Consider the following 13,169-nt stretch of genomic DNA (forward strand, 5'->3'; position numbering starts at 1 on the left):
CTTGTGACTTTTTTCATACCCTTTCCGAGGGCGCTCATGCTAACATAAACGAATAAGATAGATAACGATAATCACTATCATTATCAAATCAGGGATGTTGCTATGTCGTTTTCCACCGCCGCGCTGCGCGCCGTTGCGCTGCCCGGACTGTTATTGCTGCTGCTTGTCGCCGCCACGCTGAGTTTATTAATCGGCGCGACGCCGCTGCCGATGACCGTCGTCATCGATGCCCTCAGCGGTACCTGCCAGAGCGCCGACTGCACTATCGTGCTGGATGCCCGCCTGCCGCGAACCCTCGCCGGCCTGCTGGCTGGCGGCGCGCTGGGTGTCGCCGGCGCGTTGATGCAAACGCTGACCCGCAACCCGCTGGCCGACCCCGGCATTCTCGGCGTCAACGCCGGCGCCAGCTTTGCTATCGTGCTGGGCGCCGCGCTGTTCGGCATGACCTCGCCGCAGGATCAACTGATGATGGCCTTCTGCGGCGCGCTGATCGCCTCGCTGATCGTGGCCTTTACCGGCAGTCAGGGCGGCGGCCAGCTGAGCCCGGTACGCTTAACGCTGGCGGGCGTCGCGCTCGCCGCCGTGCTGGAAGGCTTCTCCAGCGGTATCGCCCTGCTCAACCAGGATGTCTACGACCAGCTGCGCTTCTGGCAGGCCGGGTCGCTGGATATTCGCACCCTGCAAACGCTGAAAACGGTCCTGATTCCGGTACTTATCGCGGGCGCCATCGCACTAATGATGAGCCGCTCGCTGAACAGCCTGAGCCTGGGTACCGATACCGCCACCGCGCTTGGTAGCAAAGTCGCGCGCACGCAAATTCTCGGGCTGTTGGTCATCACCATTTTGTGCGCCAGCGCCACCTCTGTGGTGGGGCCCATCGCGTTTATCGGCCTGATGATGCCGCATATTGCCCGCTGGCTGGTGGGTTCAGATCACCGCTGGTCGCTGCCGGTCACCCTGCTTGCCACCCCGTCGTTGCTGCTGTTTGCCGATATTATTGGCCGCCTGCTGGTACCGGGCGAACTGCGCGTATCGGTGGTCAGCGCATTTATCGGCGCACCGGTGCTGATTTTCCTCGTTCGCCGTAAATCGACGGGAGGTGGTCGATGAACGCCCCATCCCGTCGTCTGCTGTTCAGTAGCCTGTTGTTGATCGCGGTCTGTCTGCTGTTAACCCTCTTCAGCCTGCGCAACGGTGCGGTTACGCTGACATTTTCCCAGGTTTTCGCGGCGCTATTCGGCGACGCGCCGCGCGCCATTACCATGGTGGTGACCGAGTGGCGCCTGCCGCGCGTGCTGATGGCGCTGTTAATTGGCGCCGCGCTTGGCGTCTCCGGCGCGATTTTTCAATCGCTGATGCGTAACCCGCTGGGCAGCCCCGACGTCATGGGCTTTAACACCGGGGCGTGGAGCGGCGTGCTGGTGGCACTGGTATTTTTCGGCCAGAATCTGACCACCATTACCCTCGCCGCCATGGCGGGCGGGATCGCCACCTCGCTGCTGGTGTGGGCGTTAGCATGGCGTGAGGGTATCGAAACCTTCCGGCTGATCATTATCGGCATCGGCATTCGTGCCATGCTGATGGCCTTCAACACCTGGCTGCTGCTGCGCGCATCGCTGGAAACCGCCGTTTCCGCCGGGCTGTGGTTTGCCGGTTCGCTCAACGGCATCACGTGGGTCAAAATCTGGCCCGCCGCCCCGCTGATGATCGCCGCGCTGGTTTGTTCGGCACTGCTGGTACGCCGCCTGCGTTTGCTGGAGATGGGCGACGATAGCGCCTGCGCGTTGGGCGTTCGCGTCGAATTTTCGCGTCTGCTGCTGATGCTGGTCGCGGTGGTGCTCACCGCTGCCGCCACGGCGCTGGCAGGGCCGATTTCCTTTATCGCGCTGGTCGCACCGCACATTGCCCGTCGCCTGAGCGGCACCGCGCGCTGGGGCCTAACCCAGGCGGCGCTGTGCGGCGCCCTGCTGCTGACCGCCGCCGATTTTTGTGCACAGCAATTGTTCTTGCCTTACCAGCTCCAGGTGGGCGTCGTCACCGTCAGCCTTGGCGGTATCTACCTCATCGTGTTGCTTATTCAGGAGTCTCGCAAAAAATGACCGACACCGCCGCCCGCCTGCGCGGCAAGGCGTTAACCCTCGCCTACGGGAAAAAGACCATCGCCGAGTCGCTGAACGTGATCATCCCGGACGGCCATTTCACCGCGATTATCGGCCCTAACGGCTGCGGCAAATCGACGCTGCTGCGCACGCTCAGTCGCCTGATGGCGCCGACGCGCGGTCATGTCTATCTCGACGGTGAAGAGATCCAGCGCTACGCCAGTAAAGAGGTGGCTCGACGCATCGGCCTGCTGGCGCAAAACGCCACCACGCCGGGCGATATTTCGGTGCAGGAGCTGGTCGCGCGCGGGCGTTACCCGCACCAGCCGCTGTTTACCCGCTGGCGACAGGAAGATGAAGATGCGGTGCAGCGCGCCATGCAGGCGACCGGTATCGTCAATCTCGCCAACCAAAGCGTCGATACGCTCTCCGGTGGACAGCGCCAGCGCGCATGGATTGCAATGGTATTAGCGCAGGATACGGCCATCATGCTGCTCGACGAGCCAACAACCTGGCTGGATATCAGCCACCAGATCGATCTGCTGGAATTATTAAGCGAGCTGAACCGCGAGCGCGGCTATACGCTGGCCGCCGTGCTGCACGATTTAAACCAGGCGTGTCGCTACGCGACGCACCTGATTGCACTCCGTGATGGGAAGATTGTGGCGGAAGGCGCGCCGAAAGAGATTGTCACTCCGGCGCTGATTGAGGCGATTTACGGCCTGCGCTGCGTGATTATTGACGACCCGGTGGCGAATACGCCGCTGGTGGTGCCGCTCGGACGGCGGTGAATCTCCCCCAGGCGACCACCGTGTAGGCCGGATAAGGCGTAGCCGCCATCCGGCACCGTGAGCCGGTCTGCCGGATGGCGCTTTGCTTATCCGGCCTACAGGATAATCAACCGCTGTTCTCCTACCCCAATATCTCCCGAATCACCGGCCCAATCGTCTCAAACGCCGCTGGCGTAATGATGTCGACATGCGCACAATCCTGACTATAAACCTCCAGCTCGCCCACCCACGGCCCCCAGGCCTTCTGCGGATCCGCCTGACGGGTTTTCTCGGCGACAAACAGCGTCGCTTTACCGTCAAACGTCGCGCTGTGCGCGGTGCTCAGCAGGCGCACGGCGTCGGTGTAGTTGCATTCAATTGCGCTGAACAATTCGCTGGAGCCTTGCCCCTGCTGGGCGGCGAGAAACGCTTCACGTTCGCGCTCAATCTCCGCCAATACCGCAGGATCAAGACCGTTAGCCTCTTTTTCTGCCCAGTTTTGCGTTTCCGGCGGCCAGGTATCGAGCAGCCCCAGGAACGCCACCCTTTCGCCGCGCTGACGTAAACGGGCGGCAATGCCCTGCGCCAGCGTGCCGCCAAGCGAATAACCGAGCAGATAATACGGCCCATGCGGCTGCTGAGCGAGCAGCGTTGCCAGATGGTGCTCGCACACCTCGTCCAGCGTCTGCGCCGTTTGCATCGGCCCCTGCGGGCGCGGCGACTGAATGCCGGTAATCGACCAGCGCGGCGACAGGTAGCGCGACAGTACGCTGAACTGCCAGGCAAAGCCCGACGCGGGATGGAAACAATACAGCGTCGGGCCGTCGCCGGTTCGCAGCGGCAGCAGCGGCTCATAGCCCAGACGCTGCGCCTGTTCCTCATCACCGTTATCGAGCAGCGCGCTCAGCTTGCCCACCGTCGAAGAGACCATGACCTGACCCGGCGTGACCTGTCGCCCGATACGCTGGCTAAGCATCGCCGCCAGGCGCATCGCCAGCAGCGAGTGTCCCCCGAGGGCGAAGAAGTCGGCATCAATATCCCGAATTTCACAGCCCAGCAGCTGACTGAAGGCCTCTGCGACCTGCGTCTCAGTTGGCGACTGCGGCGCGCGTCCGGCGGTTTTCTGCGTCAGCGACGGCAGCGGCAGCGCCTTACGGTCGAGCTTACCGTTGGCGCTCAGCGGCAGCGCGCTGAGCTGTAATAGCACCACCGGCACCATATGCGGCGGCAAACGATCGCGCAGCTGTGCCAGCAGCGCAGCGCTATCCAGCGGCAAACCGGAAGAGGACACCACGTAGCCCACCAACTGACGCGCATCGCCACCGGTGGCCGCCGCCTGGTTAATGACGCAGGCATGGCTGACCGCTTGTTCAACGTCTGGCAGCGTCTGCATCACCCGGTCAATCTCGCCCAGCTCAATGCGCTGACCGCGAATTTTTAGCTGATCGTCGCTGCGGCCTAAATACTCCACCGCGCCGTTATCCAACCAACGCGCAACGTCGCCGGTGCGGTACATTCGCTCGCCGGGGGCAAACGGGTCGGCAATAAAGCGACTCGCGGTTAAATCCGGACGACCAAGATAGCCCTGAGCCAGCTGAATGCCGGTCAGATACAGATCGCCCGCAACGCCAAATGGCACCGGGCGCATCATGGCATCAAGGATACGCAGCCCGGTATTCCACACCGGAAAACCAATCGGCACGCTGTTGCCGGTAACCGCCGCCAGCGCCTCGCCGTAGGCCGGATACCCGCTGACGTCAACCGCCGCTTCCGTGGGTCCATAAAGGTTATGCAGCGGTACGTGGGTCAGTACTTCCCATTCGCGACACAGGGCAGTGGGCAGCGCTTCGCCACTGCAAAATACGCGTCGCAACGAACAGCAACTGGCCACATTGTCCGGGGTGAGCGAGGCAACGAACGCGGCCAGCATTGACGGTACAAAGTGGGTGGTGGTGACGCCGTATTGCGCAAAGAAACGCTGCATTGCCAGCGGATCGCGATGTGCCTCGGGCTCCGCCATCACCAGGCTCGCGCCGGTGATAAACGGCCACCAGAATTCCCAGACCGACACGTCAAAGCTGCACGGCGTTTTCTGCGCCACCACGTCATCGGCGGTAAGCGGATACTGATCCTGCATCCACAGCAGGCGGTTAACGATCGCCTCATGGCCCACCATGACCCCTTTCGGGCGGCCGGTCGAACCTGAGGTAAAGATGATATAGGCCGTCTGCTGCGGCTGTGCGAGCATCAGCGGGCGGTCATCGCCCGGCGTCAGCGGTGCGTTCAGGCACAGACTGGCGACATCAGGGAAACGGTGCAGCTGATCGTCTGCGGTAATCAGCAGCGAGGGGCGTGCGTCTTCCAGCATCATCTGTAAACGATCGTCAGGATAACCGGTATCCAGCGGCAGCCAGGCCGCGCCAGCCTCAACGATAGCGTGCAGCGCCAGCGTCAGGAATACCGAACGCGGCAGGGCAACGGCAACGCTATCGCCGGGAGCCACGCCGCGCTGGCGCAATACGTTTGCCAGCGCCACAACCTGCTGGCGCATCTCACGGTAGGTGAAGCAATAGTCGGCGTCTCTTAGCGCCACGGCATCCGGCGTTTTTGCCGCCTGGGTGGCCACCAGCGAACTTAGCGTCGCGGGCGGTAAGGATTTTCCGGTCGCGTTAATCGTCGCCAGGCGATGATATTCATCGCCGGTAAGCAGTTCAGCATCGGCGCAGCTGAGCGTCGGATTATCCGCAAACTGCTGCAACAGCGATGTTAAGCGGCCAATATGCTGCTGAAGCACCGCTTTATCATAGCGCTGCTGGTTAGCCAGGATTTCCAGCGACAGGCCGCCGTCTTCATCCGGGAATAACGCCAGCTCCAGATCGTTGACCGGGCCGGTCGCGAGGGTATGCGTTATCGCATTAACGTCGTCGAAAGCTAATCGATAATCAAACATCTTGACGTTAAATACCGGGCCAAACAGCGCCTCGTCACCGGCGGCTTTCCCGGCGTCACGAACAATTTGCTCAGCATCGTAGCGCTGATGGCGGCGCATCTTTTTCAGCTGTGCGGCCAGACGCGTCGCCAGCTGCGCCAGCGTCTCCTGGCCGTTCAGCGTCACGGCTAGCGGCAGAACGTTCAGCACCGGGCCGGTCGCCGTCAGCGCGGCGGACCCCATACGGCGCATAAAGATAAATCCCGCGGCGTATTCGCTGCGCCCGCACAGGCGTCCTAACCATAGCGTCACCAACGCCAGCGCCAGATCGGCCGGCTGGCACTGCGGCGCAGAGGCGGTCAAACGGGCGAATGTTCGGCGGTCGGCAGCCAGCTTCAGCCGCCAGATATGGCTGCTCTGGGCCCGTCCCGGCAGCGGCGCAGGTGACAGCGATGCCGGTGACGGCAGCGTTTTTCGTTGTTCAGCCCAGAACGCTTTATCGCGCGCCCAGGCGTCGCTGTGACGATAGCGCTGATACTCCTCAACCACGTCCGCAAACGGCGTGAAAGCGGAGGCTGGCGTGGCCTCTCCACGCTGCCAGGCTTGATAAATCAGGCTGATCTGGCGGGTAATCGCCGGGAAGCTGAAACCATCGACCAGCAGATGATGATAGCGCTGATACCAGAACCAGCGATTATCGCCGATCCGGTACAGCCGGTGACAGAACAGTGAATTGCCGCTGTCAACGCGGCTGTTCTGCGCCAAATCGGCGTTCATCCGCGCCAGCGCCTCCTGCTGCGGATCGCTGGCCTGACGTAGATCATCAATCGGCGTAGCCTCAATGCGAATGCTCTCATCCACCCACTGCCAGACTTCACCGTTCTCTTCAGAAAAACGCATCCGCAGGGTATCGGCCTGCATCATTCCCTCAGCAATCGCCCGCGCCAGTAGCTCGCCGTCGACCTCCCCCTGGAGCTCAACGTAGTGCGCCACGCTCCAGGCGTTCGGCATCGTAGAAAGGGCTTCCGCCATCCAGATGCCGGGCTGAGCGGCAATCAGCGGTAAACGTGTGTTCATAAGCGGCCCCCGGCGGCGAAATTATCGGGAAGTAGCGTCGTCCAGTTGGCGTTCAACCACGCGTTGCACGCATCAAGGGGCTGCGGCTCGCAAACAACCGTCCAGCCCGCAGGCAGCGTGCACTGCTGGGGCCAAAGGCTGAACTGCCGCTGCGGGTTTTGCAGAAGGTAAAACTGCCCTTGCGCCACGTCGAAGGGGTTACTGATTTGCATACCAAACTCCTGTCGTTAATCGCGCTTTGTCGTCTCGCTGCCCCAGAGGGTCATTAGCCCGGAGGTTAATCCGCCGCGCCAGCAAAGCGCATCATGTCCGCCGTCAACCTGACGCCAGAAAATCGGCTGCTGTGTGAGCTGTAGTTGTGCTAAAAGCGCCTGATTGGCGCGAAAAATAATCGGTTCGCGCAGGCCTGCCTCGAGCACGATGCGCAGCCCTCTGGGCTGGAGTTCACCGCGCTGAAGCTGTTCGAGGAGGATACCGGTTTGCCGCCCGCCGCGGTGTGGCCACCAGTAGGAACCGGACTGACTCAACACGCAGCCAAAACGCGCAGGCCAGTGCAGCCCGGCGTACAGCGCGGAGAGTCCGCCAAAACTTTGCCCGGCAACGACGGTGCGATCGGCACGATCGCTGAACGGTGCGATCGTCCGTACCTGGGCAAGCAGCTCATGCTGTACCGCCAGCCAGAAGTCGGGATTGCACGGCAGTTCGACGCTGCGGTGGGCGTTATCAATCACGTCAATCAGCACATACACCGCCGCAGGCAGTTTGCCTTCGCGAGTGAGCGCTGTCAGCGCAGGCCATACCGGCATGCTTTCGGCCCAGAACTGACCGTCGAGCAGCACCGCCAGCGGGCGTTCGCCGTCCTGCGCGTCGCCGGTGGTGAAGATCCATACCCGGCGCTGATTGCCCAGCCGTTCGCTGTGCCAGGTCAGGCACTGTGGCGCATTCCAGCGCGAGGCAGGGGCAGACCAGCCGGGCTGTTCCGGAGCCTGTGGCATCTCCAGCGCTGACACCGCATGGCCGCGCCCGCCCTTCCAGCTCTGCGGATTCAGCGGATCGGCGATCGCCCGCGGCAGCAGCTTACGCCAGCCCTCACGCAGCTGCAGGCGGTCTGGCTCAGCGGCGGTGAATATATCCGGGGAAAAGTCATCCTCGCGCGCGGACGGTGCGAAGCAGTAGCTACCGCGCCAGGTCGGCGGCAGCGTCGTCGTCCAGCACCACGCATCGGTATGAGCAATACGTCGCAGGGTTTGCGGGGCCGAGTTGTGGTGGTGATCGGTGACGCCGGTAATGTAAATCCACACCCGCCGAATCGGCGAGGAGGCTTCACTTCCCGCGGGGTCACGCCACCAGAAGGTGACCTGATAATTGTCATTAACGCGTTCATATTGCGGGCCTTTTATCGTCGCCCACCAGGCGTCACTTCCTGTCGCTAACTTCTCCACCGCGTTAACCCCATGTTTATTGTGGAATTTATTGTTACATATGAAAATTTATTGATAATATTATTGATAACTATTTGCATTTGCAATAGCGTATTGGCGCGCAACTTTCACGTGCTTTACGCATACAACCATGCCGCGTCTCCCCCTTTGGGATGGATCAGTACGAGACATCGGCGACGAAAAGCAGGATTAAAAATGAATAATAAAATCAAATCCCTGGCCTTCCTGGTCAATTTGGGGATCTACGGTATGGCCGCTCCGGCCTTCGCTGCCTCGACGGACAGCACCAGCAAAACCGACGCCGACGGCGAAACCATGGTCGTTACCGCCGCCGAGCAGAATCTACAGGCGCCGGGCGTGTCGACCATCACCGCCGATGAGATTCGCAAACGTCCGCCAGCACGCGACGTCTCCGAAATCATCCGTACCATGCCGGGCGTTAACCTGACCGGTAACTCCACCAGCGGCCAGCGCGGCAACAACCGTCAGATCGACATTCGCGGTATGGGCCCGGAAAACACCCTGATCCTGGTTGACGGCAAACCGGTCACCAGCCGCAACTCAGTCCGTCTGGGCTGGCGCGGCGAACGTGATACCCGTGGCGATACCAGCTGGGTGCCGCCGGAAATGATCGAACGTATCGATGTGATTCGTGGCCCTGCGGCCGCGCGTTACGGTAACGGTGCGGCGGGCGGCGTCGTCAATATCATCACCAAAAAACCGGAAAATGAATGGCACGGCACGTGGAACGCCTACATGAACGCCCCGGAGCACAAAGACGAAGGCGCGACCAAGCGCACCGACTTTAGTCTGACCGGCCCACTGGGCGACGCGTTCAGCTTCCGTCTGTACGGCAACCTCGATAAAACGCAGGCCGATGCCTGGGATATTAACCAGGGCCACCAGTCCGAGCGTACCGGCATTTATCAGGATACCCTGCCAGCCGGACGTGAAGGCGTTGAAAACAAAAATATTAACGGCGTTGTGCGCTGGGACTTTGCCCCGATGCAGTCGCTGGAGTTCGAAGCCGGCTACAGCCGTCAGGGCAACCTCTACGCGGGCGATACCCAGAACACCAACACCAACGACCTGGTGAAAGAGAACTACGGTAAAGAGACTAACCGCCTGTACCGTAACACCTACGCGATTACCTGGAACGGCGGCTGGGACAACGGCATTACCACCAGCAACTGGGCGCAGTACGAACATACCCGTAACTCCCGAAAGGGCGAAGGCCTGGCCGGCGGTACGGAAGGGATCTTCAGCAGTAACCAGTTCTCCGATATCGATCTGTCGGACGTCATGCTGCACAGTGAAATCAACATTCCGTTTGATTTCCTGGTAAATCAGAACCTGACGCTGGGTAGCGAATGGAACCAGCAGCGGATGAAGGATAAGGCCTCCAACACCCAGACCTTCCTGGGCGGGGATATCCCGGGCTACAGCAGCACCGATCGCAGCCCGTACTCCCAGGCAGAAATTTTCTCCCTGTTTGCCGAAAACAACATGGAGCTGACCGACACCACCATGCTGACCCCGGCGCTGCGTTTCGACCATCACAGCATCGTTGGCGACAACTGGAGCCCATCATTAAACCTGTCTCAGGGCCTGTGGGATGATTTCACGCTGAAAATGGGTATCGCCCGCGCCTACAAAGCACCAAGCCTGTATCAGACCAACCCGAACTACATTCTGTACAGTAAAGGTCAGGGCTGCTACGCCAGTAAATCCGGCTGTTACCTGCAGGGTAATGACGACCTGAAGGCCGAGACCAGCATCAACAAAGAGATCGGACTGGAGTTCAAACGCAACGGTTGGTTAGCCGGTGCAACCTGGTTCCGTAACGACTACCGCAACAAGATTGAAGCCGGTTATTCTCCGGTTTATACCAACGGGAAAGGCACCGATCTCTACAAATGGGAAAACGTGCCTAAAGCGGTGGTAGAGGGTCTGGAAGGTACGTTAAACGTTCCTGTTAGCGAGACGGTGAACTGGACCAACAACATCACCTATATGCTGCAAAGTAAAAATAAAACCACCGGCGATCGCCTGTCGATCATTCCGGAGTACACGCTGAACTCAACGCTGAGCTGGCAAATTCAGCAGGATCTTTCCGTCCAGTCGACCTTCACCTGGTACGGTAAGCAGCAGCCGAAGAAGTATAACTACAAAGGTCAGGCGGTGACCGGCAGCGAAACCAATGAAGTTAGCCCGTACAGCATCGTTGGCCTGAGCGCGACCTGGGATGTGAATAAAAACGTCAGCCTGACCGGCGGCGTGGATAACGTCTTCGACAAGCGTCACTGGCGTGCCGGTAACGCCCAGACCACCGGCGGCACCACGGGCTACATGTACGGTGCCGGTGCGGAAACCTATAACGAATCCGGCCGCACCTGGTTCATGGGCATTAACACCCGCTTCTAATCGGTCTCACCCCTCTCCCGCTCGGGAGAGGGGTCTTCAGGAGCCTCATGCTTACCCGCCACAGTACTTTCCACGCCATACACCGTATCGACTTTGAACCCGACAGCTTTACTGCCGCCGATTTGCTGTGGCTGCCGCACCACGCTCAGCTTGCCAACAGCGGTAAAAAACGCCAGACCGAACACCTTGCCGGACGCATTGCCGCCGTTCATGCGCTGCGCGCGTTCGCAGAGAAATCGGTGCCGGGCATAGGTCATCAGCGCCAGCCGGTATGGCCCGCTGGGCTGCATGGCAGCATCAGCCACTGCGGTCATACGGCGGTGGCGATCGTCGCGCGTGCGCCGGTCGGCATTGATATTGAAACCCTATTTTCACCCGCTCTTGCCGATGCGCTGGCAAACGACATTGCCCGTGAAGATGAACTTGCCGTGCTGCGCGGCGGCGAACTCCCCTTCCCGCTGGCGCTGACGCTGGCGTTCTCGGCAAAAGAGAGCCTCTACAAAGCGCTTTCGGCTCGTCACCCGACGCTGCTGCATTTTCACGATGCCGTCGTCAAAGGCCTGAGCGCCAGCACTATCACCCTCTCGCTTCCCGCCCTTGCGCAGAGTGCCTCACTGCGCTGGTACGCCGTTTCCCCTCAGCACATCATCACGTGTTTCTCTCAGAAATAAATATGACCAGTAATCGTAAATAACGAACGAACAACCAGATATATCCGCAATAATTAGATATAAATTCAATAAATGCGTAACAAGTCAGTTTTTCACGCTATAAAAACATAGTTTCCTCGCGCAATTACCCCTATCATTTCCTGGAAACATTCACACAAACAATGAAACAATTGTGCGGAATAAGGAAATCGAATGAATACGCAAACACGGACTCAGAATAAGGCGGGTGAAAGTCGGCTGATGACAGGCTTTCTTAACGCCATCGAAAAAGCGGGCAACCGTCTGCCGGAACCGGCGCTGATCTTTTTCTACTTTTTACTGGCGGTCATGGGCTTATCGGCCGTGCTGTCGATGATGACGTTTGACGTTATCAACCCAATGACCCAGGAAGCCGTTAAGGTTAACAACCTGCTCTCCGCCGAAGCGCTAACCAATACGCTGGCCAATATGGTCACGACCTTCACCGGCTTCGCGCCGCTGGGGATCGTACTGGTCGCGATGCTGGGCGTGGGCGTGGCGGAAAGCTCCGGCTTTATCAACGTGGCGCTGAAAAAAATGCTGCGCGTGACGCCGAAGAAACTGCTGACGCCAATGCTGATTTTCGTCGCGATGTTCAGCCACGTTGCCGCCGATGCGGGCTACGTGCTGGTTATTCCATTAGGCGCAATTATCTTTATGTCCGCCGGCCGTCACCCGCTGGTCGGGATTGCCGCCGCGTTCTCCGGCGTTTCCGGCGGTTTTGCCGCCAACATGGTGCCAACCGGCAATGACGCATTGCTACAAGGCTTCACCCAGGCGGCAGCCCAGCTGCTCGACAGCAGCTACACCGTCAATACCCTGTGTAACCTGATCTTCGGTATCGCCTCGTCTATCGTCATTACCCTGGTGGGCTGGTGGGTTACCGAGCGCATCGTGGAACCGCGCGTCAGCAAAATGACCATCGACGGCGACTTTAAGCATGACGAAGATATGTCTAACGTCACGCCGCAGGAAAGCCGCGCCTTCAACCGCGCATCGCTGGTGATGCTGCTGGGTCTTGTTGCGCTGGCGGCAGCGGCCTGGCCGGAAGGTTCGATGCTGCGCGGCAGCGACGGCTCGCTGACCTCATACAGCGCGCCAATCATGAAGTCTATCGTGCCGCTGATTTTCCTGATCTTCATTCTGCCGGGCATTGTGTACGGTTTTGCTTCCCGCACCTTTAAAACCGGCAAAGACGTGATTGGCGCGATGAATGACTCGATGAGCAAAATGGGCTCATACATGGTGATGGCCTTCTTCTGCGCCATGTTCATCAAAGCGTTCAGCGATTCCAACATCGGTACGCTGGTCGCGCTGATGGGCGCGGACGGCCTGAAAGCGCTGGAGCTGCCGGGCCAGGCAACGATCATCGGCATGATTGTGCTGACCGCCGTCGTTAACCTGCTGATTGGCTCCGCCTCGGCAAAATGGGCGCTGCTGTCGCCGATTATGGTCCCCATGCTGATGGCGGTAGGCATTTCGCCGGAGCTGACCCAGGCGGCATTCCGCATCGGCGACTCCTGCACCAACATCATTACGCCGCTGATGGTCTTCTTCCCGCTGATCGTTATCTACTGCCAGCGCTACGTGAAAGGCGCGGGTGTCGGTACGCTGGTGTCGATGATGATGCCTTACTCCATCGCCTTCTTCGTGGCATGGAGCATCCTGCTGCTGGTGTGGTGGGGTCTGGGCCTGCCGCTGGGTATCGCTGCGCCGTATACCTGGAGCCCGAGTTAAGC

Annotated in this window: 9 protein-coding genes; 6 read left to right on the forward strand and 3 right to left on the reverse strand. The window is 60.0% G+C overall.

Translation table 11 applies throughout. The annotated features are described in order from the left end of the window. Positions 1 to 102: 102 nt before the first annotated feature. Genes fepD through fepC form a run of 3 tightly spaced genes read left to right on the forward strand, consistent with a single transcriptional unit; the run spans position 103 to position 2,890 of the window. The gene (gene fepD, locus H7R56_RS17415) at positions 103 to 1,110 is read left to right on the forward strand and encodes a Fe(3+)-siderophore ABC transporter permease (RefSeq protein ID WP_106924729.1); all 1,008 of its coding nucleotides are present in this window, start codon (positions 103 to 105) and stop codon (positions 1,108 to 1,110) included. Continuing rightward, positions 1,107 to 2,099, forward strand: a complete 993-nt coding sequence (fepG, locus tag H7R56_RS17420) for an iron-enterobactin ABC transporter permease (protein ID WP_106924730.1) — start codon at positions 1,107 to 1,109, stop codon at positions 2,097 to 2,099. Before fepD ends, fepG begins: the two co-directional genes overlap by 4 nt. Then, complete coding sequence (gene fepC / locus H7R56_RS17425) at positions 2,096 to 2,890, forward strand: iron-enterobactin ABC transporter ATP-binding protein (RefSeq protein ID WP_106924731.1); 795 nt, start codon at positions 2,096 to 2,098, stop codon at positions 2,888 to 2,890. Before fepG ends, fepC begins: the two co-directional genes overlap by 4 nt. Positions 2,891 to 3,011: 121 nt before the next feature. Here the strand turns inward: fepC and entF are convergent, their stop codons facing one another. From entF to fes, 3 genes are read right to left on the reverse strand one after another with little or no spacing between them, the layout of a single operon-like run. Then, a complete protein-coding gene (entF, locus tag H7R56_RS17430) occupies positions 3,012 to 6,875 on the reverse strand; it encodes an enterobactin non-ribosomal peptide synthetase EntF (RefSeq protein ID WP_106924732.1) in 3,864 nt (1,287 codons plus the stop codon). Continuing rightward, positions 6,872 to 7,087, reverse strand: coding sequence for an MbtH family protein (locus H7R56_RS17435; protein ID WP_106924733.1), 216 nt, complete (start codon positions 7,085 to 7,087; stop codon positions 6,872 to 6,874). The genes entF and H7R56_RS17435 overlap by 4 nt, the downstream gene beginning before the upstream one ends. Positions 7,088 to 7,102: 15 nt before the next feature. Next, complete coding sequence (gene fes / locus H7R56_RS17440) at positions 7,103 to 8,317, reverse strand: enterochelin esterase (RefSeq protein WP_106924734.1); 1,215 nt, start codon at positions 8,315 to 8,317, stop codon at positions 7,103 to 7,105. A gap of 195 nt (positions 8,318 to 8,512) precedes the next feature. On the opposite strand from fes, the gene H7R56_RS17445 reads away from it, so the two are divergent. The 3 genes from H7R56_RS17445 (at position 8,513) to H7R56_RS17455 (ending at position 13,167) form a co-directional block, all read left to right on the forward strand. After that, positions 8,513 to 10,741, forward strand: a complete 2,229-nt coding sequence (locus H7R56_RS17445) for a TonB-dependent siderophore receptor (protein WP_106924735.1) — start codon at positions 8,513 to 8,515, stop codon at positions 10,739 to 10,741. A 47-nt stretch (positions 10,742 to 10,788) separates the two neighbouring features. Beyond that, positions 10,789 to 11,412 carry an enterobactin synthase subunit EntD gene (entD, locus tag H7R56_RS17450; RefSeq protein WP_106924736.1) on the forward strand — a complete coding sequence of 208 codons (624 nt, stop codon included), beginning with the start codon at positions 10,789 to 10,791 and terminating at the stop codon, positions 11,410 to 11,412. Between the two features lie 192 nt (positions 11,413 to 11,604). After that, on the forward strand, positions 11,605 to 13,167 hold the full coding sequence (locus H7R56_RS17455; protein ID WP_106924737.1) for an AbgT family transporter: 1,563 nt from the start codon (positions 11,605 to 11,607) through the stop codon (positions 13,165 to 13,167). Positions 13,168 to 13,169: the final 2 nt, after the last annotated feature.

Origin of the sequence: Klebsiella sp. WP3-W18-ESBL-02, from assembly GCF_014168815.1 — a bacterium.
Lineage (GTDB): Bacteria > Pseudomonadota > Gammaproteobacteria > Enterobacterales > Enterobacteriaceae > Kluyvera > Kluyvera ascorbata_B.

Excerpts from the sequence above, each read along its gene's own strand:
- H7R56_RS17435 (WP_106924733.1), bottom strand. The coding sequence starts at position 7,087 with ATGCAAATCAGTAACCCCTTCGACGTGGCGCAAGGGCAGTTTTACCTT.
- fepG (WP_106924730.1), top strand. The coding sequence starts at position 1,107 with ATGAACGCCCCATCCCGTCGTCTGCTGTTCAGTAGCCTGTTGTTGATC.
- fepC (WP_106924731.1), top strand. The coding sequence starts at position 2,096 with ATGACCGACACCGCCGCCCGCCTGCGCGGCAAGGCGTTAACCCTCGCC.
- entD (WP_106924736.1), top strand. The coding sequence starts at position 10,789 with ATGCTTACCCGCCACAGTACTTTCCACGCCATACACCGTATCGACTTT.
- entF (WP_106924732.1), bottom strand. The coding sequence starts at position 6,875 with ATGAACACACGTTTACCGCTGATTGCCGCTCAGCCCGGCATCTGGATG.
- fepD (WP_106924729.1), top strand. The coding sequence starts at position 103 with ATGTCGTTTTCCACCGCCGCGCTGCGCGCCGTTGCGCTGCCCGGACTG.
- H7R56_RS17455 (WP_106924737.1), top strand. The coding sequence starts at position 11,605 with ATGAATACGCAAACACGGACTCAGAATAAGGCGGGTGAAAGTCGGCTG.
- H7R56_RS17445 (WP_106924735.1), top strand. The coding sequence starts at position 8,513 with ATGAATAATAAAATCAAATCCCTGGCCTTCCTGGTCAATTTGGGGATC.